This is a genomic window from Pseudoduganella chitinolytica, from assembly GCF_029028125.1.
Lineage (GTDB): Bacteria > Pseudomonadota > Gammaproteobacteria > Burkholderiales > Burkholderiaceae_D > Rugamonas > Rugamonas chitinolytica.
On the sequence record NZ_CP119083.1, the window covers coordinates 6,171,587 to 6,193,331 of the forward strand.

General features: G+C 64.1%; 22 protein-coding genes, 1 other RNA gene and 1 pseudogene. 10 read left to right on the forward strand and 14 right to left on the reverse strand.

Annotated features, from left to right (window positions below):
• Positions 1–21 precede the first annotated feature (21 nt).
• Positions 22–1,259: pseudogene (locus PX653_RS27260) on the forward strand (MFS transporter).
• On the opposite strand, the gene PX653_RS27265 reads toward PX653_RS27260, so the two are convergent.
• The 3 genes from PX653_RS27265 to PX653_RS27275 all read right to left on the reverse strand — a co-directional run bounded on the left by PX653_RS27265 (position 1,243) and on the right by PX653_RS27275 (position 4,259).
• Complete coding sequence (locus tag PX653_RS27265) at positions 1,243–1,890, reverse strand: hypothetical protein (RefSeq protein WP_277415762.1); 648 nt, start codon at positions 1,888–1,890, stop codon at positions 1,243–1,245. The pseudogene PX653_RS27260 and the gene PX653_RS27265 overlap by 17 nt on opposite strands.
• A 23-nt stretch (positions 1,891–1,913) precedes the next feature.
• Positions 1,914–2,396, reverse strand: a complete 483-nt coding sequence (locus PX653_RS27270; protein WP_277415763.1) for a hypothetical protein — start codon at positions 2,394–2,396, stop codon at positions 1,914–1,916.
• Positions 2,397–2,471: 75 nt separating this feature from the next.
• Entirely contained in the window at positions 2,472–4,259 is a 1,788-nt protein-coding gene (locus PX653_RS27275; RefSeq protein WP_277415764.1) for a thiamine pyrophosphate-requiring protein, read from the reverse strand.
• Between the two features lie 274 nt (positions 4,260–4,533).
• Between PX653_RS27275 and PX653_RS27280 the strand changes: the two genes are divergently transcribed.
• Positions 4,534–4,713, forward strand: a complete 180-nt coding sequence (locus PX653_RS27280) for a glycine zipper domain-containing protein (protein ID WP_277415765.1) — start codon at positions 4,534–4,536, stop codon at positions 4,711–4,713.
• Positions 4,714–4,835: 122 nt separating this feature from the next.
• Here PX653_RS27280 and groL read toward each other — a convergent pair whose 3' ends face one another.
• Positions 4,836–6,482: a chaperonin GroEL gene (gene groL / locus PX653_RS27285; protein WP_277415766.1), complete on the reverse strand. Its 1,647-nt coding sequence runs from the start codon at positions 6,480–6,482 to the stop codon at positions 4,836–4,838.
• A gap of 45 nt (positions 6,483–6,527) precedes the next feature.
• Positions 6,528–6,818, reverse strand: a complete 291-nt coding sequence (gene groES / locus PX653_RS27290) for a co-chaperone GroES (RefSeq protein WP_155710333.1) — start codon at positions 6,816–6,818, stop codon at positions 6,528–6,530.
• Between the two features lie 268 nt (positions 6,819–7,086).
• Between groES and PX653_RS27295 the strand changes: the two genes are divergently transcribed.
• The 5 genes from PX653_RS27295 (at position 7,087) to PX653_RS27315 (ending at position 8,704) form a co-directional block, all read left to right on the forward strand.
• Positions 7,087–7,221 carry a hypothetical protein gene (locus PX653_RS27295; RefSeq protein ID WP_277415767.1) on the forward strand — a complete coding sequence of 45 codons (135 nt, stop codon included), beginning with the start codon at positions 7,087–7,089 and terminating at the stop codon, positions 7,219–7,221.
• Between the two features lie 114 nt (positions 7,222–7,335).
• Entirely contained in the window at positions 7,336–7,593 is a 258-nt protein-coding gene (locus PX653_RS27300; protein WP_277415768.1) for a hypothetical protein, read from the forward strand.
• The gene (locus tag PX653_RS27305) at positions 7,590–7,901 is read left to right on the forward strand and encodes a cell division protein ZapA (RefSeq protein ID WP_277415769.1); all 312 of its coding nucleotides are present in this window, start codon (positions 7,590–7,592) and stop codon (positions 7,899–7,901) included. Before PX653_RS27300 ends, PX653_RS27305 begins: the two co-directional genes overlap by 4 nt.
• A gap of 70 nt (positions 7,902–7,971) precedes the next feature.
• Positions 7,972–8,151, forward strand: a non-coding RNA gene (gene ssrS / locus PX653_RS27310) — 6S RNA.
• An 88-nt stretch (positions 8,152–8,239) separates the two neighbouring features.
• Positions 8,240–8,704 carry an EVE domain-containing protein gene (locus PX653_RS27315; RefSeq protein ID WP_277415770.1) on the forward strand — a complete coding sequence of 155 codons (465 nt, stop codon included), beginning with the start codon at positions 8,240–8,242 and terminating at the stop codon, positions 8,702–8,704.
• An 82-nt stretch (positions 8,705–8,786) separates the two neighbouring features.
• On the opposite strand, the gene lgt is transcribed toward PX653_RS27315, so the two are convergent.
• Together lgt and PX653_RS27325 are read right to left on the reverse strand one after the other, a co-directional pair.
• A complete protein-coding gene (gene lgt, locus PX653_RS27320) occupies positions 8,787–9,635 on the reverse strand; it encodes a prolipoprotein diacylglyceryl transferase (RefSeq protein WP_277415771.1) in 849 nt (282 codons plus the stop codon).
• Positions 9,636–10,538 (reverse strand): LysR family transcriptional regulator, encoded by a 903-nt coding sequence (locus PX653_RS27325; RefSeq protein ID WP_277415772.1) that lies wholly within the window; start codon positions 10,536–10,538, stop codon positions 9,636–9,638. It abuts the gene before it with no gap.
• Positions 10,539–10,666: 128 nt separating this feature from the next.
• On the opposite strand from PX653_RS27325, the gene ilvD reads away from it, so the two are divergent.
• A complete protein-coding gene (ilvD, locus tag PX653_RS27330; RefSeq protein WP_277415773.1) occupies positions 10,667–12,529 on the forward strand; it encodes a dihydroxy-acid dehydratase in 1,863 nt (620 codons plus the stop codon).
• 218 nt (positions 12,530–12,747) lie between these two features.
• On the opposite strand, the gene PX653_RS27335 is transcribed toward ilvD, so the two are convergent.
• Positions 12,748–12,978: a TIGR04438 family Trp-rich protein gene (locus PX653_RS27335; protein ID WP_277415774.1), complete on the reverse strand. Its 231-nt coding sequence runs from the start codon at positions 12,976–12,978 to the stop codon at positions 12,748–12,750.
• Positions 12,979–13,141: 163 nt separating this feature from the next.
• On the opposite strand from PX653_RS27335, the gene PX653_RS27340 reads away from it, so the two are divergent.
• Positions 13,142–13,453 (forward strand): c-type cytochrome, encoded by a 312-nt coding sequence (locus PX653_RS27340; RefSeq protein ID WP_277415775.1) that lies wholly within the window; start codon positions 13,142–13,144, stop codon positions 13,451–13,453.
• A gap of 146 nt (positions 13,454–13,599) precedes the next feature.
• Positions 13,600–14,928, forward strand: coding sequence for an IS4 family transposase (locus tag PX653_RS27345; protein WP_277414398.1), 1,329 nt, complete (start codon positions 13,600–13,602; stop codon positions 14,926–14,928).
• A 43-nt stretch (positions 14,929–14,971) separates the two neighbouring features.
• Here PX653_RS27345 and PX653_RS27350 read toward each other — a convergent pair whose 3' ends face one another.
• From PX653_RS27350 to folD, 6 genes are all read right to left on the reverse strand, one after another.
• The gene (locus PX653_RS27350) at positions 14,972–16,117 is read right to left on the reverse strand and encodes a branched-chain amino acid ABC transporter substrate-binding protein (RefSeq protein WP_277415776.1); all 1,146 of its coding nucleotides are present in this window, start codon (positions 16,115–16,117) and stop codon (positions 14,972–14,974) included.
• Between the two features lie 110 nt (positions 16,118–16,227).
• On the reverse strand, positions 16,228–17,364 hold the full coding sequence (locus PX653_RS27355; RefSeq protein WP_277415777.1) for a branched-chain amino acid ABC transporter substrate-binding protein: 1,137 nt from the start codon (positions 17,362–17,364) through the stop codon (positions 16,228–16,230).
• Between the two features lie 156 nt (positions 17,365–17,520).
• Complete coding sequence (locus tag PX653_RS27360) at positions 17,521–17,877, reverse strand: DUF2486 family protein (protein ID WP_277415778.1); 357 nt, start codon at positions 17,875–17,877, stop codon at positions 17,521–17,523.
• The gene (locus tag PX653_RS27365; protein WP_277415779.1) at positions 17,874–18,299 is read right to left on the reverse strand and encodes a DNA polymerase III subunit chi; all 426 of its coding nucleotides are present in this window, start codon (positions 18,297–18,299) and stop codon (positions 17,874–17,876) included. The genes PX653_RS27360 and PX653_RS27365 overlap by 4 nt, the downstream gene beginning before the upstream one ends.
• Positions 18,300–18,453: 154 nt before the next feature.
• Positions 18,454–20,529 carry a M3 family metallopeptidase gene (locus PX653_RS27370; protein ID WP_277415780.1) on the reverse strand — a complete coding sequence of 692 codons (2,076 nt, stop codon included), beginning with the start codon at positions 20,527–20,529 and terminating at the stop codon, positions 18,454–18,456.
• A gap of 24 nt (positions 20,530–20,553) precedes the next feature.
• Entirely contained in the window at positions 20,554–21,396 is an 843-nt protein-coding gene (folD, locus tag PX653_RS27375; RefSeq protein WP_277415781.1) for a bifunctional methylenetetrahydrofolate dehydrogenase/methenyltetrahydrofolate cyclohydrolase FolD, read from the reverse strand.
• Positions 21,397–21,745: the final 349 nt, after the last annotated feature.

Here is a 21,745-nt window from a genome sequence, read left to right on the forward strand (position 1 = left end):
CACAGACGAAAGCACGACAAGATGACTGCCCCCACACCACTGACCCCCACCCGCGAGCGCCTCGTCCTGTGGCTGCTCGCCCTGATCCAGTTCACCGTCATCATGGACTTCATGGTCATGATGCCGCTGTCGCCCCAGCTGATGCAGGCGTTCTCCATCAGCGCCGCACAGTTCTCCGGCGCCGTCTCCGCCTATGCCTGGTGCGCCGGGCTGTCCGGCCTGCTGGCCGCGACCTATATCGACCGGTTCGATCGCAAGCGCCTGCTGCTGACGGTGTTCATGCTGTTCAACCTGTCCAACCTGGCGTGCGCGCTGGCGCCCAGCTTCGACGTGCTGGTGCTGTCGCGCGCGTTTGCCGGCCTGACGGGCGGCGTGCTGGGCGCCATCGGCATGGCCATCATCGGCGACCTGATCCCGGCGCAGCGGCGCGGCGCGGCCACGGGCGTCGTCATGACGTCGTTCAGCATGGCCGCCATTGCCGGCGTACCGCTGGGCGTCGGCCTGGCGGCCCGCTACGGCTGGCAATCGCCGTTCTACCTGCTGGTGCTGTTCTCGCTGGCGATCTGGCTGCTGGCCGCGTTCGTGCTGCCGGCTTTGAGGACGCACCTGGCGCAGCGCGTGCCGCTGGCCCGCGTGCTGCCGGACCTCGTGAGCCTGCTGCGCGTGCCGGCGCACCTGCGCGCCTTCCTGCTGACGTTCGTGACGATGCTGTCCGGGATGCTGGTGATTCCGTTCATTTCGCCCGTACTGGTGGGGAACCTGGGCGTGCGGCCGGGCGACATCATGTGGATCTACCTGGCCGGCGGCCTCGCGACGTTCTTCACGTCGCGCCTGATCGGCACGTGGTCCGACCGCGCCGGCAAGCATCGCGTCTACCGCATGATGGCGCTTGCCTCGATCGTGCCCATGCTGGGCATCACGCACATGCCGCAACTGTCGCTGGCCGTGCTGATCGCACTGTTCCCGTTCTTCATGGTCGCCATGTCGGGCCGTAACGTGCCGCTGCAGGCACTGATGACGACGGTGCCGCAACCGCAGCAACGTGGCGCCTTCCTCAGCGCGAACGCGGCGGTGGCGCAGATCGGCACCGGCCTGGGCGCCTTGCTGGGGGATCGTGGCTGCACACGGATACCGCCGGCCATATCGCCGGCTACGGCATCAATGGCTGGGTGGCGACGGCGCTGGTGGTGTTCTCGTTCTGGTGGGTGGACCGGGTGCCTGCCGCGTCGGCGCGGCCGGCGGTTACGTCCCCTGCTTGACGACAGTGTCCAGCAAGCGCTGGGCTTCCTGCAGCACGGGGCCGGTCAGCTGGTCGCGCGCGATCTCGGCAAACGTGCCTTCGCGCACGTGCAGGCCGTCGGCCGCCAGCAATGAAAAACGCACGGTACCCAGCGCGGGCGGCGCCATGCGTTGCTTCACGGGGCCGCGTACCGCCAGCGGAATGGCCGCGTGCACGAGGCGCTTGCCCTGTTCGGCCACCTCGGCCGGCGCGCCCTCGAACACGGCCACGCGGCCCGTGTGGTTGATGTAGCGGACGCTGCCGTCGGCATAGGCCGCCAGCGCATCCAGGCCTTCGTCCAGCGGGACCTCGACGACGACGCCCAGCACCTCGCGCGACGCGAACGGCTGGCCCGAGGAACGCAGCCAGTGCCAGGCCAGCAGGCGCACGCGGCTTTCCTCACCGGCATCCTCGCCGATGGTCTGCACGACGCGCGGATCCGTGGCCGTGCCGAACAGCGAGGCCTGCACGGGCGTGGCCTTGACGAGGTCGGGATCGTCGCAGAACAGCAGCTGGTAGACGAGGTCGAGTTCTTCCGATTTGTACGGACGGGCGCTGGCGCCCGGCACTGCCTTGCGCGCGCCAAAGGAGGCGAATAATTTTTTGAACATGGTGCAATGATACGGTACTGGCCTCAGGGTGTCGCGGGGCGGGGCGCCGCGCGCTGCATCGGCTGCTGTTCGCTGCGCCAGCGCGCCAGCGGCAGCAACTGGTCGGTGGCCTCGTCCTCGACGAGGATGTCGCCGCCGGTGCCGACGAGGAAGCCCTGCCACGTCACGGCCGCCTGCGGCGTGTTCTCGACGAAGTTGAGCTGGTAGTACGGTTTGCCGTCCACCAGGCGCGGCGCCGGATCGTATTCGATGACGGCACCGTGGTGCGCGCCGCCCGAGTTCTTCTCGATGGCCGCCGACCACGCCTCCAGCTCCGGCAGCGCGAGCAGGTGTTCCATCGCCTGGTCGCGGCTCAGGCGCTGTGCCGGCGCGTGGCTGGACGTTGGCGGCGCGGCGGCAGGCAGCGGCTTGCCGCCAGGCGGGTAGAAGTACAGCACTCCCAGTCCGGCTGCCAGCAGGCCGGCAAGCGTGCCGGCGACGGCGGGAAGGCGGGAGAACTTGCTCATCGGGGCGCTGCTTTCTGCGAAGTTGGGGTGCCTCATACTAAACCAAAGGCCCGTTGCCAGCAATTGCGCGGCGCCTCACTTTTTCGGCGGGAACCATGCCTCCCATGTCTCCTTGATGCTGGCCTTGACGATGGCCAGCGCGTCCGGATCGCCCTTCAGCAGCGCGGCAAAGTAGGCCTTGGCCTGCTTGGGCGAGACGTCCGGCGGCAGCGGCGGCACGTCCGGGTCCGTCACCATCTCCAGCACGCAGGGGCGGTCGGCCGCCAGCGCCGCTTCCCAGCCGGCGGCGACGCCGTCCGGCGTGTCGATGCGGATGCCCTTCAGGCCAAGCAGCTCGGCATAGGCCGCGTACGGGAAGTCCGGCATCGTCTGCGACGCCTCGTATTTTGGATTGCCGCCGATGGCCCGCTCTTCCCACGTGACGAGGTTCAGGTCGCGGTTGTTCAGCACCATGATCACCAGCTTGCCGTTGCCCCAGCGACGCCAGTACTTCGCCACCGTGATCAGGCCATTGATGCCGTTCATCTGCATGGCGCCGTCACCGACCAGCGCGACGACGGGACGGTCGGGCAGGGCGAACTTGGCGGCGATGGCGTAGGGGACGGCGCAGCCCATCGTCGACAGGCCACCGGACACGCTCGTCATCATCCCGCGCCGCATCTTCACGTCGCGCGCGTACCAGTTCGCCACCGAGCCGGAATCGACGGCGACGACGCAGTTGTCGGGCAGCCGCGGCGACAGTTCCCAGAACACGCGCTGCGGGTTGATGGGATTCGCGTCGTTCATCGCCCGGCCTTCCAGCACGCGCCACCAGCGCTCGACGCCTTCGCGGATGTCGTCCTGCCAGCCGCGGTCGGCCTTGCGCTCGAGCAGCGGGATCAGCGCGCGCAACGTGGCCTTGGCATCGCCGATCAGGTTGAATTCCATCGGGTAGCGCACGCTGGCGCGGCGCGCGTCGATATCGATCTGCACGCCGCGCGCCTGGCCTTCCTTCGGCAGGAACTCGCTGTACGGGAAGTTCGAGCCCACCATCAGCAAGGTGTCGCAGCCGTTCATCATGTCGTGGCTGGGCTTCGTGCCCAGCAGGCCGATGGAGCCTGTGACGAACGGCAGGTCGTCCGGCACGGCCGCCTTGCCCAGCAGCGCCTTGGCGATGCCGGCGCCCAGCAGCTCGGCCACTTCGATCAGTTCGTCCGTCGCATGCAGTGCGCCGGCGCCGGCCAGGATCGCCACCTTCCTGCCCTCGTTGAGGATACGGGCCGCCTGTTGCAGCGCCTCGGCCGGCGGCACGTGGCTGCGGGTGAGGGCGCCGATGCCGGAATGGACGGTGCCGTGCTCGCGTGGCGGCTGCGGCACGGCATCCAGCTCCTGCACGTCGTTGGGGAAGATGATGCACGTGACGGTGCGCTGCTCCTTGGCGATGCGAAACGCGCGATCGACCAGGTGGCGCACCTGAGCCGCGTCGGTGGCCATGTGCACGTATTCGTGGGCCACGTCCTTGAACAGCGAGACCAGGTCGACTTCCTGCTGGTAGTCGCCGCCGATCGACGCGCGCTTCTGCTGGCCGACGATGGCCACGACCGGCTGGTGATCCAGCTTGGCGTCGTACAGGCCGTTCAACAGGTGGATGGCGCCGGGGCCGGAGGTGGCCACGCAGACGCCCACTTCGCCCGTGAACTTGGCGTGCGCCGTGGCCATGAAGGCGGCCATTTCCTCGTGCCGCACCTGGATGAAGTCGATCGCATCCTGGCGTCCGAACGCGCCCATGATGCCGTTGATGCCGTCGCCCGGATATCCGAACACGCGCTGCACGCCCCAAGCGTTCATGCGCTGCAACAGGAAGTCGCCTACCGTGTCTGCCATGTCTGTCTCGCTCGTTACCAAAAGGACATGATAGGACGAGCACGCCAGCGGCGGCGCACGGCAAAATCGGGGACAGCCTCCATTTGGCCGGAATTGGAGGCTGTCCCCGATTCCTGAAATGGAGGCTGTCCCCGATTCTTTTTTGCTGCGCCGCAGTAGCTGCTCAGCCGTTTTGGAACCGTTGCCAACGCGGGACACTCGCTGAAAAAAACAGCAGCGTTAGCAAAAAACAGGCGTATATTAAATCCACAACAACTCAACGACGGAGACTTGTATGGATATGGAACCAGACGATTTCATGGGCCGCTATGTGGGCGTCGGTATCAGCCTCGGGGCCGCGATCGGCTGTGCAATTGGCGTTGCGATGGATAATTTTGCGATGGGCATCGGCCTGGGTGTGGGGATCGGCAGCGCCGTGGGCGCCATCCTTGCCCGGCGTCGACAGCATCATTGAGCGTTGACTGCAAGGCTGCCCGTGGCGGCCTTTTTTGTTGGCGATACAGTTGTGAACGACAAACGAAAAAAAGCCGCTTCCGAAGAAGCGGCTTTTTGCGCAGCTGGTAGCCGGCGGGACGATTACATCATGCCGTCCATGCCGCCCATGCCACCCATACCGCCCATGCCACCCATACCGCCGGCTGGCTTGTCTTCCACGACTTCGGCAACCATGCAGTCGGTCGTCAGCATCAGGCCGGCGATCGAAGCAGCGTTCTGCAGGGCCGAACGGGTCACCTTGGCTGGATCCAGCACGCCCATTTCGACCATGTCGCCGTAGGTGCCGTTGGCAGCGTTGTAGCCGTAGTTGCCGGTGCCGCCCAGGACAGCGTTGACGACGACGGAGGCTTCTTCGCCGGCGTTCTGCACGATCATGCGCAGTGGCTCTTCCATCGCGCGCAGCACGATCTTGATGCCGGCTTCCTGGTCAGGGTTGTCGCCCTTGACGGTCAGGGCAGCGCGGGCACGCAGCAGGGCGACACCGCCGCCTGGCACGATACCTTCTTCGACGGCGGCACGGGTTGCGTGCAGCGCGTCTTCCACGCGGGCCTTCTTCTCTTTCATCTCGACTTCGGTGGCAGCGCCAACCTTGATCACGGCAACGCCGCCGGCCAGCTTGGCCACGCGCTCTTGCAGCTTCTCACGGTCGTAGTCCGACGTCGCTTCTTCGATCTGCACGCGGATCTGCTTGACGCGGCCTTCGATGCCGGCAGCTTCGCCAGCGCCGTCGATGACGATGGTGTTTTCCTTGCCCACTTCGATGCGCTTGGCCTGGCCTAGTTCGGCCAGCGAGATTTTTTCCAGCGTCAGGCCGACTTCTTCAGCGACGACCTGGCCGCCGGTCAGGATGGCGATGTCTTCCAGCATGGCCTTGCGACGGTCGCCGAAGCCAGGGGCTTTCACTGCGCAGGTCTTCAGGATGCCGCGGATGTTGTTGACCACCAGCGTTGCCAGGGCTTCGCCTTCGATGTCTTCGGCGATGATCAGCAGCGGACGGCCGGCTTTGGCCACTTGCTCCAGTACCGGCAGCAGGTCGCGGATGTTCGAGATCTTCTTGTCGCACAGCAGGACGAACGGATTCTCCAGCACGGCAACTTGCTTCTCTTGGTTGTTGATGAAGTACGGCGACAGGTAGCCGCGGTCGAACTGCATACCTTCAACGATGTCCAGCTCGTCGTTCAGCGACTTGCCGTCTTCGACGGTGATGACGCCTTCCTTGCCCACTTTTTCCATCGCTTCGGCGATGCGCTCGCCGATCGAGGCATCCGAGTTCGCGGAGATCGCGCCAACCTGGGCGATTTCCTTCGACGTCGTGCATGGCTTGGCGATGTTCTTCAGTTCTTCGACGGTGGCGGCGACGGCCTTGTCGATGCCGCGCTTCAGGTCCATCGGGTTCATGCCGGCGGCAACGAACTTCATGCCTTCGCGCACGATGGCTTGTGCCAGCACGGTCGCGGTGGTGGTGCCGTCACCGGCGTTGTCGGACGTCTTGGAAGCGACTTCCTTGACCATCTGCGCGCCCATGTTCTGCAGCTTGTCCTTCAGTTCGATTTCCTTGGCGACCGAGACACCGTCCTTGGTGACGGTAGGGGAGCCGAACGAACGCTCCAGCACGACGTTGCGGCCTTTCGGGCCCAGGGTCACCTTGACGGCGTTCGCCAGGATGTTGATGCCTTCGACCATTTTGGCGCGCGCTGCGTCGCCGAAAATTACTTCTTTAGCTGCCATGTTTGTGTTCTCCTGAATTCTTTAAGGGTGCCAATGCGGACCAGATTACTTCTGGACGATGGCCATGATGTCTTCTTCGCGCATCACCAGCAGCTCTTCGCCGTCGACCTTGACAGCCTGGCCGGAGTATTTGCCGAACAGTACGCGATCGCCGACCTTGACTTCCAGTGCGCGCAGCGTGCCGGTGTCGGACACCTTGCCGTTGCCAACTGCCAGCACTTCACCCTGATCCGGCTTTTCGGCGGCGGCATCAGGAATGATCAGGCCGGAAGCAGTCTTGGTTTCCTGGTCCAGACGTTTGACGATGACGCGATCGTGCAAAGGGCGAAGGTTCATACAAAACTCCTTATGTACAGTGAGGTTCAAAATCTTTGTTAGCACTCTCGACTAACGAGTGCCAACAATTATAGGGATGGCTACCACCTATTTCAAGGGCCGTGATTGCACATTCTCCAACTGGTTGCATTTTCGTACCGACTGGCCGTCATCGAGGGGGTGCGACACCTGTCAACAACCCCAGCGTTTGTGTTTTGACAAAAGGTGGTTTGGGGTGCACACTGTCCTTTCTTGTCCGATGTTGTAGTGAGCTATAGCGGAGGCTGTGATGTTCCACACCAAATTCCCCCGGGACCTGCACGCGCCCAACTGGGTCCGTGTCGCAATCAACGTAGCCGCCGGTGCAGCGCTGGGCGTGCTCGCGGGTGCCATGCTGTTGCTGGCGCTGGGCGCGGCCAGCTGACGGGCCGATGCTGCCGGAAGGTTGTCAGCACGATCATTGTCATTAAGATGTAATTAAGTGTAGAACCGGGTGTATTCGGTTGACCACGCTTTCGTGCGGCCCTATAGTGGCGGGATGATTTCCGACTTCCAAGAACTCGCTGACAAGATCGAACAGTTGGCGGAGCTGACGCACAGCCTGCGTCGCGAGAACGCACAACTGCGCCAGGCCAATGCCGCGCTTGTCGCCGAGAACATCAGTTACCAGCACCGGCTGGGCGAGGCGCATCAACGCGTCTCGGCCCTGCTCGACAAGATCGCCCCGCCGGCGCCCGCCGAGGAAGCGGTGGCAGCCGATGAAGCCGAACAAGCCGTGAAAGAGGCAGCGCAATGACCCCCGTGGACGTCAACATCATGGGGCAGGCGTACCGCCTCATGTGCAAGGAAGGCGAGGAGCGCGCGTTGCGCGAGGCGGCCAGCCTGCTCGACAAGAAAATGACGACGATCCGCGATGCCGGCAAGGTCAAGGGCAACGACCGCATCGCCGTGATGGCGGCGCTGTCCATGGCGGCGGAATTCCTGACGGCGAAGGCGCCTGCCGGCCCGTTGTCGGATATGTCCCTGCTGGAAGTGCAGCAGAAGATCGCCGCGATGCAGCGCGTGCTCGATGGCGCCCTGACACCGCAGGAAGCCCTGTTCTGAGCGCAGGTGCGATTTACGGGCCGATTGGATTTAGGGCTTTCAATCGCACGGATTGAGGAGTAAACTCCGTGTCACCCTGCAGTGTTCGCGATTGTCATATATTCCTTGAACCATTTACATGCATCGGTTGCGGAACATAGTTCGACGGGCGTGAGCGTCGCTAGTCCGATGAACCCGAAGTTGAACTGACTGTGACCACCTTGAACCGTAAGGTTCGGGATGCCGGCATAGCGGCACAGGCGGGGCCTTATTCAGTAGCGCAGTACGAAAGCGGTTGGCGGCATCGAAGGATGCGCCGCCGTTTTTTTTCGTCCGTCTTTTTTGTCAAGGGAGCGCCGATGGCCAAGCAGTACTGGTTGATGAAGTCCGAACCCGACGACGTCAGTTTCGACGACGTGCTGGCCGCGCCCGGCCAGGTCACGTCATGGTACGGCGTGCGCAACTACCAGGCGCGCAACTTCATCCGCGACGGCATGCGGGTGGGCGACGGCGTGCTGTTCTATCACTCCAGCTGCGCCGTGCCGGGCGTCGCGGGCCTCGCGGAAATCGTCAGCGCGCCGTATCCCGACGCCAGCCAGTTCGATCCCAAAAGCCCGTACTACGATCCGAAGGCCACGCCGGAGCAGCCGCGCTGGACCGGCATCGACGTCAAGGCCGTGCGCAAGGGACGTTACGTGGACCTGAAGGAATTGCGCAGCCACCCGGAGCTGGAGCACATGCGCCTGCTGGCCAAGGGCAGCAGGCTGTCGGTGATGCCGGTGGAGCCGGCGGAGTGGCGCTTTATCGTCAAGCTGATCGGGTAGTAAAAAGGCCGACCCGGGACCGAGGACTGGGGCAGACCCGACGGGGTCTGCCTCTCCGGCTCGTGCTGCTGGTTTCAGGCTTTTAAGCCGCCACCGGCCCCGCCCCATACACCTTGCGCCGATACGACCACACCAGCATCGCGATCGCCGCCACGATCATCGGCAGCGACAGTACCTGGCCCGACGTGATGGGCAGGCCCAGCACGGTCGTCTCCCAGTCCGGCGTGCGGAAATACTCGGTGATGAAACGCGCGCAGCCGTACAGCAGCGTGTACATCGCACCGACCGCCAGGCGCGGGCGGGCATGGCGCGCGAAGGGCCACAGGATGGCGAACACGAGGATGCCGTCGATCAGCATCTGGTAGAGCGGCGACGGGTGGCGCAGCCCTTCCAGGAACACGGGGTCCGGCAGCAGGGGGAAGCGGATGTCCGGCCACTGCATGGCCCATGGCAGCGAGGGATCGGCCACCACGCGGCCCGGCAGCTCGGCATTGATGAAGTTGCCCAGGCGGCCGCAGGCATAACCCAGCGGGACCATCGGTGCGATGAAGTCGTACACGTCCAGCAGGTTGCGGCCCGCCTTGCGCGCCCAGAACGCCATCGCAATCAGCACGCCCAGGAAACCGCCGTGGAAGCTCATGCCACCATGCCAGATCATAAAGATCTCGACGGAATTGCTCCACCAGTCGGGCCGGTAGAACAATAGTTCGCCCAGGCGGCCACCGATGACGACGCCCAGCATGCCGTAGAACAGCATGTCATCCAGGTCGGACGCCTTCCAGCCCAGCGCGGCGATATGGGGTTGGCGGATGCGCACGCGCCCCAGCGCGATGAACAGGGCGAACGCCAGCACGTACATCAGGCCGTACCAGTGGATGGACACGGGGCCAATATGCAGCGCGACCGGATCGGGCATCGGGTGTATCAGCATTCAGAGTCTCTTTCTCATCAGGTCCAGGAAGCCCTTCAACACGGGCGTGATACTGTCGCGGCGCCACGCCAGGCCCGTCTCCACGAGGGGCGTCGTCTGCGCCAGCGGCCGGTATTCTACTCCCGGGCGTCGCAGGTTGGAGACCGATTGTGGCACAAGTGCGATGCCCATGCCGGCCGAGACCAGGCTGACGATCGTCTGCATCTGGATGGCTTCCTGGCCGATCACGGGCGTCATGCCGGCGGCACGGAACACGGCAAGGATGGCATCATACAGACCTGGCGCGATCGCCCGCGGGAAGATGATCAGCGGCAGCGGCGGTAACGTGCGCAGGCTGGCGTCGTGCTTGCCGCGCAGCTCCGGCAGGTTGGCGGGGGAGGCGAGGATCAGGGGTTCGGACAGCACGGGCAGGTAGTCCAGCTCGGCCTTGGCCTTGTCCGTCAGCGGCGGGATCAACAGGCCCGCGTCGATGCGGCCATGCAGCAGCTCGTCCATCTGCCGGTCCGACGTCGCTTCCTGCAGTGTAATCTGCACATGGGGAAAGGCGGCCCGGTAGGCGCGCAAGGAGGGCGGCAGCACGCTGTAATCGGCCGACGAGACGAATGCCAGCGACAGCTTGCCCATTTCGCCGGCGGCCGCGCGCTTGACAAGGCCCGGCAATTCGCCCGCCTGTGCCAGCAGCCGGCGCGCTTCCGGCATCAGGGCCTCGCCGGCCGGCGTCAGTGCGACGCCGCGGCGGTTGCGGTCGAACAGCGGGGCGCCCAGCATGTCCTCAAGCGCGAGGATGGTCTGCGACAGGGGCGGCTGCGTCATGTGCAGGCGCCGTGCGGCACGGCCGAAATGCAGTTCCTCGGCAACGGTGACGAAGTAACGCAGTTGCCGCAGTTCGATATTGGTGGCCATCCGTCTTCGGTTCTCCGATATATGAAATGAATCACAGGACATTAAATCATATATTTGACAACTGATGGGGGAAAGCGCACTCTGGTCGTCTTGTTTACCGCCATTGGCACCGTTCTGAGGAGACACCCATGCCCACTTACCGTTCCCGTACCACGACCCAGGGTCGCAACATGGCCGGCGCGCGCGCGCTGTGGCGCGCCACGGGCATGAAGGATGGCGATTTCGAGAAGCCGATCGTTGCCGTCGTCAATTCGTTTACCCAGTTCGTGCCCGGCCACGTGCACCTGAAGGACCTGGGCCAGCTGGTCGCGCGCGAGATCGAGGCGTCCGGCGGTGTCGCCAAGGAGTTCAACACGATCGCCGTCGACGACGGCATCGCCATGGGCCACGGCGGCATGCTGTACTCGCTGCCGTCGCGCGACCTGATCGCCGACTCGGTCGAGTACATGGTCAACGCCCACTGCGCCGACGCGATGGTGTGCATCTCGAACTGCGACAAGATCACGCCGGGCATGCTGATGGCCGCGATGCGGTTGAACATTCCCGTCGTCTTCGTCTCGGGCGGGCCAATGGAGGCCGGCAAGGTCGTCAAGGTCGTCAACAACGACCGCAAGATCATCAAGCTGGACCTGGTCGATGCGATGATCCAGGCCGGCGACGCGCGCATCTCGGACGAAGACGTGGCCGAAGTGGAGCGCTCCGCCTGCCCGACGTGCGGCTCCTGCTCGGGCATGTTTACGGCCAACTCGATGAACTGCCTGACGGAGGCGCTGGGCCTGTCGCTGCCGGGTAACGGCACGATCGTCGCCACGCACGCCGACCGCAAGGAGCTGTTCCTGCGCGCCGGCCGCCTGATCGTCGACCTGGCCAAGCGCCACTACGAACAGGACGATTACTCGATCCTGCCGCGCTCCATCGCCTCCAAGGCCGCGTTCGAGAACGCGATGGCGCTGGACGTGTCGATGGGGGGCTCCACAAACACCGTGCTGCACCTGCTGGCCGCCGCGCATGAGGCGGAAGTGCACTTCACGATGGCCGACATCGACCGCATCTCGCGCAACGTGCCGTGCCTGTGCAAGGTGGCGCCGATGACCGACAAATACCACATCGAGGACGTGCACCGCGCCGGCGGCATCATTTCCATCCTGGGCGAACTGGCGCGCGGCGGCCTCCTGGACACGTCGCTGCCGACGGTGCACAGCAAGAGCATCGCCGAGGCGATCGAGAAGTACGACATCCGCCGCAGCGACGACCCGGCCGTGCACCAGCTGTTCCGCGCCGCGCCCGGTGGTGTGCCGACGCAGGTGGCGTTCTCGCAGTCGGAACGCTATGACGACAACGACCTGGATCGCAGCGCCGGCTGCATCCGCGACCGTGCGCACGCGTACTCGCAGGATGGCGGCCTGGCGGTCCTGTACGGGAACATCGCGGAGAAGGGCTGCATCGTCAAGACGGCCGGCGTGGACGAAAGCATCCTGAAGTTCACGGGCCGCGCGCGCGTGTTTGAAAGCCAGGATGACGCGGTGGCCGGCATCCTGGGCGACACCGTGCACGAAGGCGACGTCGTCATCATCCGCTACGAGGGACCGAAGGGTGGTCCGGGCATGCAGGAAATGCTGTACCCGACGTCGTACATCAAGTCCAAGGGCCTGGGCAAGGCCTGCGCGCTGTTTACGGACGGGCGCTTCTCGGGCGGCTCGTCGGGCCTCGTCATCGGCCACGCCTCCCCGGAAGCGGCGGAAGGCGGCGCGATCGGCCTGGTGGAAGAAGGCGACACCATCGAGATCGACATCCCGAACCGCACCATCAACCTGCGCATTACCGCCGAGGAGCTGGCGCATCGCCGCGCCGCGATGGAAGAGCGTGGCGCCGCCGCCTGGAAGCCCGTCAACCGCGAGCGCTACGTCTCGCAAGCGCTGCAGGCCTACGCCGCGCTGACGACCTCTGCCGACCGCGGCGCGGTGCGCGACCTGTCGCAACTAAAGCGCTGACCGCCCCAGCAACACCACCGCCGAGCCCGTGTCCCACCACGGGGTCAGTCACCAAAGTGGGACACGGCCTCATCAATTCCAGCGGCCGAGCCCGTGTCCACCATGGGGTCACACCCCGACAAGGACACGAGCCCATCAGCTTAGAAGGCTGAGCCCGTGTCTCACTACGGTGACTGACCCCGCGGTGGGACACGGCCTCGGCAGTTGTTACATCCGCATTATTTCTTCTTGCCGCCGCCGAAGTTCTTCTTCATGCGCTCCTGGCGCCGCAGCTCGTCCTCGTTGTGCGCCTTGCGCTTGTCCAGGCCCAGCAGCGGTTCGATGAATTCAAACCAGACGAACGCGAACACCATCAGGGCGCCGATCCACCACCACGAGACGTCGGCAAAGCGCCAGACTTCGAAATAGCGAAGCGCGCACAGTGCAACGATGACAAGAATGATGGGCATGGCAGGCTCCTTTGCAGCCATCTTACGGAATTCCAGCTTTACATGCAGTAACATTTTGGCCGTCAACCCGCATGGAACCGTGGCCGTTGTAGGGACAGCTGCCCGCGGTTGCTCTGTCGCACAGAAAGAGTAGAATCATCGGCAGATTACTTTGGAGAAATCGATGAAACGTTCCATGATGATTGCAGCGGTGCTGGCTTCGGCGTTCGTGTCGCAAACGGCAATGGCCAGTGCGGACCTGGCCAAGGCAAAGAACTGCATGGCCTGCCACGCTGTTGCGAACAAGCTGGTCGGCCCGGCCTACAAGGACGTGGCGGCGAAATACGCCGGCCAGAAGGATGCGGAGAACAAGCTGGTCGGGAAAGTGATGAAAGGCGGTTCCGGCGTCTGGGGCGCGATTCCGATGCCCGCCAACCCGCAGGTCAGCGACGCGGAAGCGCGCACGCTGGTGAAATGGATCCTGGCGCAGAAATAAGGATCCAGCGACCGATGGTGACAGGCGAGTGCCTGCCACCGTTTAAAAAAGCCGGGCATCGCCCGTAATGCCGTTCAGTTAAGACTGAGCGGCATTTTTCTTTTTGGTGTTGTAAACAGTAGCTGAGGCTGTTAACCTGCGTCACCATGCTTGATGACGCGCTCCATTTCCTCGTACAAGCCCAGGAAGACCCGGACTGGGCCCGCCTGGGACGGCACTTGCCTTCCGAGTGGATCGAGCAAGCGGTTGTACACACTGGCAAAGCGAGCATTCGACGGCGCCGGCTGCCGACCGAGCAGGTAGTGTGGCTCGTCGTCGCCTTGGCGCTGTACCGTCATCAGTCTATCAGTGAAGTGGTTGACGACCTGGACCTTGCGTTGCCGGACGTGCAGGCGCCTTTCGTAAGCAAAAGCGCGGTAGCGCAGGCACGGCAGCGTGTTGGCGCCGAACCACTGCGGGCATTATTCGAGATCTCAGCAAAGGCATGGTCGGAGCAGGATCGCAAGCAGTACCTGTTCAAGGGACTAAGTCTGTATGCGATGGACGGCACGACATTGAAGACGGCGGATACGCCGGAACAGCGCAACCATTTCGGCGAGCAGTCGTATGCCAGTGGCCGGATCGCCAGCTATCCGCAAGTGCGTGGTGTGACCTTGACTGCCGTGCCGACCCACCTGATACGCGATGCCAAGTTTGGCCCTTACGGCATCAACGAGATGCTGCACGCCAAGGAGCTGCTCGCATCGATTCCGGATGATTCGCTTACCGTCTTCGACAAAGGTTTTCTGTCAGCCGAGATTCTGTGCGGCCTGACCGTTGGAGGAACGAACAGGCACTTCATCATTCCAGCCAAGTCCAATACGAAATGGGAAGTCGTTGGCGGTACTGCCGACGATGCGATGATCGAAATGCGCGTATCGCCCCAGGCACGCAAGAAGTGCCCGGACTTGCCTGCGACCTGGCGCGCACGCGCCATTACGATCATCGACCAGAGCGCACGCAAACACGTATTGCTGACCTCACTATGCGACACCAAGCGCTACACGGCCAAAGACGTTGCGACTTGTTATACCCGGCGCTGGCAGATCGAAACGAGCTATCGCGAACTCAAGCAAACGATGATGGGCAGGGCGTTGACGCTGCGCAGCCGTACCGTCGAAGGCGTCTACCAGGAAATCTGGGGAACCTTGACTGCCTATAACCTGATCCGGCTGGAGATCGCCAAGGCCGCACTGGCGGTGAAGTGTGAGCCGACTGAGGTCAGTTTTATCCGTGCATTCCATGTCATCCAATACGAACTGCATTGGGCAGCAGTAACCCGCTCACATGGCAAGCTGCCCGCCTTGATGCAGCGCCTTCGCCAGCGTCTGCTCATGCTACTGAATGAAGAACGGCCCGGTCGAAAAATCGACCGGGCCGTGAAGGCCTTACCTCATCGCTACACTGTCCGCGTCCTGAAAAAAGACCTTAACTGAACGGCATTAGGGCATCGCCCGGCTTTTGCATTTACTTCGCCTTTTACTTCACCACCTCGATCAAGGTGCGCTTGCCGCCCTTGAACGTGTACAAGGTCAGCGCGCCGTCGCGGATGTCGCCGAACGCATCGAACGCGATGTCGCCCGTGATGCCGGCATACTTCACCTTGGCCAGGTAGGGCAGGTACTTCTTCGGATCGGCCGACTTCGCGTCCGCCATCGCCTGTGCCATCGTCATCACGGCGTCGTACGCATACGGCGCGTAGATCTGCAGGCTCTCGTTGTAGCGCTTCTTGTAGCGCACCGCGAATTCCTCCATCAGCTTTTGCTGGCCCGGCGTCACGCCGCCCGCTTCCGCGCAGACGATGGAATCGTCGCCGGCGGTCGGGCCGGCCAGGCGCGGCATCGCTTCCGTGCAGATGCCGTCGCCGCCCATCAGCTTGGCCTTGATGCCCAGCGCCTTCATCTGGCGCAGCAGCGGGCCGCCGACGGAATCCATGCCGCCAAAGAAGACCAGGTCCGGATTCTTCGAGCGGATGTTGGTCAGGATGGCGTTGAAGTCCGTTGCCTTGTCGTTGGTGAACTCGCGCGCGACGATCTGCACGCCGCCCGCCTTGCGCGCGCCCTTGCCGAATTCGTCCGCCACGCCCTGGCCGTAGGCCGTGCGGTCGTCGATCACGGCAATCTTCTTCGCACCCAGCTTCTGGACGGCGTACTGGCCCAGGGTGGTGCCCAGCTTGTTGTCGTTGGCGACCAGCCGGAACGTCGTGTTGAACTTCTGGTGCGTGTAGACGGGGCTCGTGGCCGATGCGGAGATCTGCGGAATGCCCGCGTTGTAGTAGATGCGCGACGCCGGGATCGACGTGCCCGACGTCTGGTGCCCGATCACGCCGTTGACCTTGGTGTCGGCCAGCTTCTGCGCGGCCGACGTGGCCTGCTTCGGATCGGCCGCGTCGTCCTCGGCCACCAGCACGAACTTGACGGGCTTGCCGTCGATCTTGAAGCCCTTGGCGTTCAGGTCCTCGACCGCGAGGCGCGTGCCATTCTGCGTATCCTTGCCCAGGTGGGCGGACTGGCCCGACATCGGGCCGACATAGCCGATCTTGACGACTTCCTGTGCGTTGACGTGTCCATGCCCGGTGGCGATGGCGGCGGCCAGCGCGGCCAGGGGAATCAGCTTGGTTTGCATATGCGTTTTACTCCATTCGGTATGCGGTCACCGCATAAGGTGCCGCAGAAAAAACAAGGGCCGTCCTCACCGGACGGCCCGCTCGGGTTGTCTCCCGTTTCCAGCCTCTTTTACTTGACGACTTCCATCTTGGTCTTCTTGCCGCCCGTGTACGTAAACAGGGTCAGCGCGCCATCGCGGATGTCGCCGAATTCATCGAACGTGATCAGGCCCGTCACGCCCTGGTACTTCACCTTGGCCAGGAACGGCAGGTATTTTTTCGGATCGGACGATCCGGCATCCTGCATCGCCTGCGCCATCGTCATCACCGAGTCGTACACATAGGGTGCGTACAGCTGCACTTCCTGGTTGTACTGCTTCTTGTAGCGGGCGCGGAAGTCGTCCATGTTCTTCTGCAGTTCCGCCGGCACGCCGCCCGCTTCGGCGCAGGTGACGACGCCGTCCGCCGCGGCGGTACCCGCCAGGCGCGGCAGCGCATCCGTGCAGACGCCGTCGCCGCCCATGAACTTGGCGTTGATGCCCAGCGCCTTCATCTGGCGCAGCAGCGGGCCGCCCACGGCGTCCATGCCGCCGAAGAAGACGAGGTCCGGGTTCTTCGCCTTGATGCTGGTCAGGATCGCGTTGAAGTCGGTCGCCTTGTCGTTGGTGAACTGCTTGTCGACGATCTGCACGCCCGGACCCTTGGCGCCCTTGATGAACTCCGTCGCGACACCCTGGCCGTAGGCCGTGCGGTCGTCGATGACGGCGATCTTCTTGGCGCCCAGCTTCGTCACGGCATACTTGCCCAGGGTGCCACCCAGCTTGTTGTCGTTGGCGACGATGCGGAAGGCCGTATTGAACTTCTGCTTGGTGTACGTGGGGATCGTGGAAGCCGGCGAAATCTGCGGGATGCCGGCATTATAGTAGATGCGCGACGCCGGCACCGTGGTGCCCGAATTGAGGTGGCCGATGACGCCGTTGACCTTCGCGTCGACGAGCTTCTGCGCCACCGTCGTGCCCTGCTTCGGGTCGGCGCCGTCGTCTTCCAGCACGAGCGCGAACTTGACGGGCTTGCCGCCGATCTTGATGCCCTTGGCGTTCAGGTCGGCGATCGCCATGTTGGCGCCGTTTTCATTGTCCTTGCCGAGGTGCGCCTGCGCGCCCGAGACGGGGCCCACGTGGCCGATCTTGATCACTTCCTGGGCGGATGCCGTGCCGGCAAAGGCGGCCATCACAGCGGCTGCAACAACGACGAACTTCGTTTGCATGTCTCGTTCTCCAATGATTTAAAGGCGACGGCGCCGCGTTAACGCCGTTTTACAGCGAGAAGGTACAGCAAAATTTTCAATTGGCAAAGACGCTTGCCGCGCTTTTTTCACGTGCGCACCGGGGCGGAGCGTGTTGCACCACACCCGGGCGCCGATTCACCCCTTTTTGGCCTGCAGGTGGACGATTTCCTGCTGCACGGCGCGCGCCACGATCTTGCCGATCGTCTCGTGCAGGCCATGGCGGATTTCCGTCGTGAGGTCGTGCAGCGCGTGCGTCAGCACCTCGGCCATGCTGTCCTTGATGCGCTGCTCCAGCACGAAGTCGACGCGCGACGCCAACTGCTGCAGGATCTTCTCGTTCAGCCGGCGCTCCAGCTGGGCCCACTCGGCGGCGCCCAGGCCGCCCGTATCGGGCATGGGGGCGGGCACGGGCTGCGCAACCGGGGTGGCGGGCGTGCTGACGACTTCCGTCAGCACGGGAATGCTGGCATCGAACGGGGCGGCCTGGTTCATGATTTTCCTATGCTGAGGTGAGTGGGCTGGTAATCCTGCCGTTTGTAGGCGACGAAGCGCAGGCGTCCGGCGGCGGCGTCGTCTTCGTCGAGCGAGACGACCTCGATCAGGCGGGGAAAGGCCTCGAACTGCGCCGGCGCGCGCCGCGCCAGGTTGACCAGCAGGTCGGCCTGGGGCAGTTCCTGCTCGTCGCTGTGCGTCAGCACGATCGGCGTGTCCGGCGCCAGCGGATCGTCCACCGCCACGTGCGGCAGGAAATCCGGGCCGGAGAACGTCCACAGCGCCGTGTCCAGCGCGGCCTGCTGCGCCGCGTCCTCCGTCATCACGACGATGCGGTTGCGCGCGCCGTAGGCCTTGCGGATCAGGCGGCAGGCGTAGGCGATCTTGTCGGGCACGTTGGTGTGGAAGTCGATACGGGTCATGGCGTTATTCTAGGGTGATTGCCCCGCCGTGCGTTGACTGACGGCAGTAATTTTCGGTGTGCAACATCTTGCGCCGGCACCTTGGTAGTGCTAGACGCAAAAACGGCGCCATGCCGGCCTGCCGGCCAGGATGGCGCCGCGCTCAGCGCAACGGTCAGGCGGCCATGCCGCTGTGGCGCAGCAGCGCGTCGATCGACGGCTCGCGGCCGCGGAACGCCGTGAACGATTCCAGCGCCGGGCGCGAACCGCCCACCGCCAGGATCTCGCGCAGGAATTTCTCACCCGTCTGCACGGGCAGCTTGCCGCCTTCCAGCTCGGCCGCCTCCTCGAACGCCGCATAGGCATCGGCGGACAGCACCTCGGCCCACTTGTAGCTGTAGTAGCCGGCCGCGTAGCCGCCCGCGAAGATGTGGCCGAACGAATTCTGGAAGCGATTGAACGACGGCGGGACGATGACGGCGAACTTGCTGCGCACCTCGTCGATCACGTCCTGCACCGACTTGCCGCTGGCAGCGTCGTAATCATAGTGCAGGTGCATGTCCAGCAGCGAGAACTCGACCTGGCGCAGGGTCTGCAGGCCGGACTGGAAGTTCTTCGCCGCCAGCATCTTGTCGTACAGTGCGCGCGGCAGCGGCTGGCCGGTCTGCACGTGCGCCGTCATGTGCGACAGCACGTCCCACTCCCAGCAGAAGTTTTCCATGAACTGCGACGGCAGCTCCACCGCGTCCCACTCGACGCCGGAGATGCCCGACACGCCCAGCTCCTCGACGGTCGTCAGCATGTGGTGCAGGCCGTGGCCGAATTCGTGGAACAGCGTGATGACTTCATCGTGCGTGAACAGGGCCGGCTGCACCTGCCCGTGCACCACCGACGGTTCGGTGAAGTTGCAGGTCAGGTAGGCGACAGGCGTCTGCAGCTCGCCCGCCTCGACGCGGCGGCTGCGCGCGTCGTCCATCCACGCGCCGCTGTTCTTGCCGGGACGGGCGTACAGGTCCAGGTAGAACTGGCCGATCAACTGGCCGTCGCGCTCGATGCGGAAGAAGCGCACGTCCTTGTGCCATACCGGCGCCGCGTCGGCGCGGATCGTCACGGAGAACAGGTTCTGCACCAGCTTGAACAGGCCGTCGATCACCTTGTGCTCGGGGAAGTACTGCTTGACTTCGTGCGCCGAGAACGAATAGCGGTGCTGCTGCAGCTTCTCGGACGCGTACGGCAGGTCCCATGCCTCCAGCTTGTCCATGCCCAGGCGGTCGCGCGCGAACTGCGTCAGCTCCTGCAGGTCCTTTTCCGCATACGGGCGGGCACGCCGCGCCAGGTCTTCCAGGAACTCGATCACGTGCTCCGGGCTTTGCGCCATCTTCGGCACCAGCGACACCTCGGCGAAGTTCTTGTAGCCCAGGAGCTGCGCCTCTTCCGCGCGCAACTTCAGCAGCGTGACGATGTTGCCGCCGTTGTCCCACTTGTCGCGCTCACTGAACACGTCGCCCAGTTCGGAAGCCTTGGTGGCGTTGGCGCGGTAGACCTTCTCGCGCAGCGCGCGGTTGTCCGCGAACTGCAGGATCGGGTAGTACGACGGGAAGTGCAGCGTGAACTGCCAGCCGGTCTTGCCGTTTTTCTCGGCCAGCGACCTGGCCGCATGCTTGACGTCCTCCGGCAGGCCGGCCAGTTCGGCCTCGTTCTCGACCAGCATGGTCCAGTCGTTGGTGGCGTCCAGCACGTTTTCGGAGAAGCGCGTGGACACGGCAGCATGCTGTTCCTGGATCTCGGCGAAGCGCTCCTTCTGCGCCGGCGGCAGCTCGGCGCCGCCCATGCGGAAGTCGCGGATCGCGTTCTCGACGATGCGCTGGCGCGCCGGCGACAGCGTCGCGAACTCCGGGCCGTCCTTCAATGCCTTGTACTTGGCGAACAGCGCTTCGTTCTGCGACAGTTCGGTCCAGAACTCCGTCACCTTCGGCAGGTTCTCGTTGTAGACGGCACGCAGCTCGGGCGTGTCGACGACGTTGTTCAGGTGACTGACGATGCCCCATGCCCGGCCCAGCTGCTCGGTCGAGTTCTCCAGCGGCGTGACGAACGTCTGCCACGTCACCTGGTCGGCCGGGGCCTCCAGCTGCGCCACCACGGCCCGGTTGCGGGTCAGGAGCTCGTCGATGGCCGGCGTCACGTGTTCCGGCCTGATCGCGTCGAAACGGGGCAGGCCGCTAAAGTCCAGCAGGGGGTTGTCAGTCGTCATAGTCCATCCATTCAGGTTGTCGGATCAGCGTTCCGCCGATTCGATGGTATTCATCAGGAGCATGGTAATGGTCATCGGGCCCACGCCGCCGGGCACCGGCGTAATGTGCGCGGCCACTTCACGGATGGCGGCAAAATCCACGTCTCCACACAGCTTGCCATTATCGTCGCGATTCATGCCCACATCGATCACGATTGCACCCGGCTTCACCATGTCGGCCGTCAGCGTGTTGCGGCGGCCCACCGCCGCCACGACCACATCGGCCTGGCGGGTGTACAGGCCCAGGTCCGGCGTCGCGCTATGACAGATGGTGACGGTGGCGTTCGCTTGCAAGAGCAGCAGGGCCATCGGCTTGCCTACCGTGTTGCTGCGGCCGATCACGACGGCGTGCTTGCCGCGCAGGTCGTATCCCGTCGACTCGATCAGCTTCATGCAGCCGTACGGCGTGCAGGGACGGAAGCCGTCCAGGCCCGTCATCTGTTCGCCGGCCGACAGCACGGAGTAGCCATCGACGTCCTTCGACGTGCTGATCGCCTCGATGACCTTGTGCGGGTTGATGTGCTTGGGCAGCGGCATCTGCACCAGGATGCCGTGGATGGCCGGGTCGGCGTTCAGCGCCGCGATGCGCTCGAGCAGCGCCGCTTCCGTCAGGTCGGCCTCGTATTTTTCCAGCACCGAGTGGATGCCCACGTCGCCGCACGCCTTGACCTTGTTGCGCACGTAGACCTGGCTGGCCGGGTCCTCGCCGACGAGGATGACGGCCAGGCCCGGCTGCTTGCCCTGGGCGGTCAGTGCGGCGGCGCGGGATGCGATTTCGGCACGCAGTTTTTGGGAGAGGGCGGTTCCGTCGATCAGTTGTGCTGGCATGGTGATGTGCTGAGGTGGGATGAAAGACCGACATTATAAAACGGCGGCGGGTGGCGGTCGTTGTCCGCAGGCCGGCAAAGCAAAACCACCCAACGGCAACGGCCGGGGTCAGGACACTGGCATGCATGCCAGTGTCGCTGCGCAGGCATGGAGCGGTGCTCCATGAAACCCCTGCTTCGCCCCGCCGGGTCCGACCCCGGGGTTTGCTCCTGGGCTAAAAGTCAGAGCTAGTGGCCGCCCAGCGCCCTGTCCATGCGGCACCGCACCATTTCGCCATAGCGAAATTCCACAATATGAAAAGTCATTGCGCATTTTGAAAACGACCGAAATGATTGTAGAATTCCTACAC

Excerpts from the sequence above, each read along its gene's own strand:
- PX653_RS27265 (WP_277415762.1), bottom strand. The coding sequence starts at position 1,890 with ATGTTCAAAAAATTATTCGCCTCCTTTGGCGCGCGCAAGGCAGTGCCG.
- PX653_RS27270 (WP_277415763.1), bottom strand. The coding sequence starts at position 2,396 with ATGAGCAAGTTCTCCCGCCTTCCCGCCGTCGCCGGCACGCTTGCCGGC.
- PX653_RS27275 (WP_277415764.1), bottom strand. The coding sequence starts at position 4,259 with ATGGCAGACACGGTAGGCGACTTCCTGTTGCAGCGCATGAACGCTTGG.
- PX653_RS27280 (WP_277415765.1), top strand. The coding sequence starts at position 4,534 with ATGGATATGGAACCAGACGATTTCATGGGCCGCTATGTGGGCGTCGGT.
- groL (WP_277415766.1), bottom strand. The coding sequence starts at position 6,482 with ATGGCAGCTAAAGAAGTAATTTTCGGCGACGCAGCGCGCGCCAAAATG.
- groES (WP_155710333.1), bottom strand. The coding sequence starts at position 6,818 with ATGAACCTTCGCCCTTTGCACGATCGCGTCATCGTCAAACGTCTGGAC.
- PX653_RS27295 (WP_277415767.1), top strand. The coding sequence starts at position 7,087 with ATGTTCCACACCAAATTCCCCCGGGACCTGCACGCGCCCAACTGGGTC.
- PX653_RS27300 (WP_277415768.1), top strand. The coding sequence starts at position 7,336 with ATGATTTCCGACTTCCAAGAACTCGCTGACAAGATCGAACAGTTGGCG.
- PX653_RS27305 (WP_277415769.1), top strand. The coding sequence starts at position 7,590 with ATGACCCCCGTGGACGTCAACATCATGGGGCAGGCGTACCGCCTCATG.
- PX653_RS27315 (WP_277415770.1), top strand. The coding sequence starts at position 8,240 with ATGGCCAAGCAGTACTGGTTGATGAAGTCCGAACCCGACGACGTCAGT.
- lgt (WP_277415771.1), bottom strand. The coding sequence starts at position 9,635 with ATGCTGATACACCCGATGCCCGATCCGGTCGCGCTGCATATTGGCCCC.
- PX653_RS27325 (WP_277415772.1), bottom strand. The coding sequence starts at position 10,538 with ATGGCCACCAATATCGAACTGCGGCAACTGCGTTACTTCGTCACCGTT.
- ilvD (WP_277415773.1), top strand. The coding sequence starts at position 10,667 with ATGCCCACTTACCGTTCCCGTACCACGACCCAGGGTCGCAACATGGCC.
- PX653_RS27335 (WP_277415774.1), bottom strand. The coding sequence starts at position 12,978 with ATGCCCATCATTCTTGTCATCGTTGCACTGTGCGCGCTTCGCTATTTC.
- PX653_RS27340 (WP_277415775.1), top strand. The coding sequence starts at position 13,142 with ATGAAACGTTCCATGATGATTGCAGCGGTGCTGGCTTCGGCGTTCGTG.
- PX653_RS27345 (WP_277414398.1), top strand. The coding sequence starts at position 13,600 with ATGCTTGATGACGCGCTCCATTTCCTCGTACAAGCCCAGGAAGACCCG.
- PX653_RS27350 (WP_277415776.1), bottom strand. The coding sequence starts at position 16,117 with ATGCAAACCAAGCTGATTCCCCTGGCCGCGCTGGCCGCCGCCATCGCC.
- PX653_RS27355 (WP_277415777.1), bottom strand. The coding sequence starts at position 17,364 with ATGCAAACGAAGTTCGTCGTTGTTGCAGCCGCTGTGATGGCCGCCTTT.
- PX653_RS27360 (WP_277415778.1), bottom strand. The coding sequence starts at position 17,877 with ATGAACCAGGCCGCCCCGTTCGATGCCAGCATTCCCGTGCTGACGGAA.
- PX653_RS27365 (WP_277415779.1), bottom strand. The coding sequence starts at position 18,299 with ATGACCCGTATCGACTTCCACACCAACGTGCCCGACAAGATCGCCTAC.
- PX653_RS27370 (WP_277415780.1), bottom strand. The coding sequence starts at position 20,529 with ATGACGACTGACAACCCCCTGCTGGACTTTAGCGGCCTGCCCCGTTTC.
- folD (WP_277415781.1), bottom strand. The coding sequence starts at position 21,396 with ATGCCAGCACAACTGATCGACGGAACCGCCCTCTCCCAAAAACTGCGT.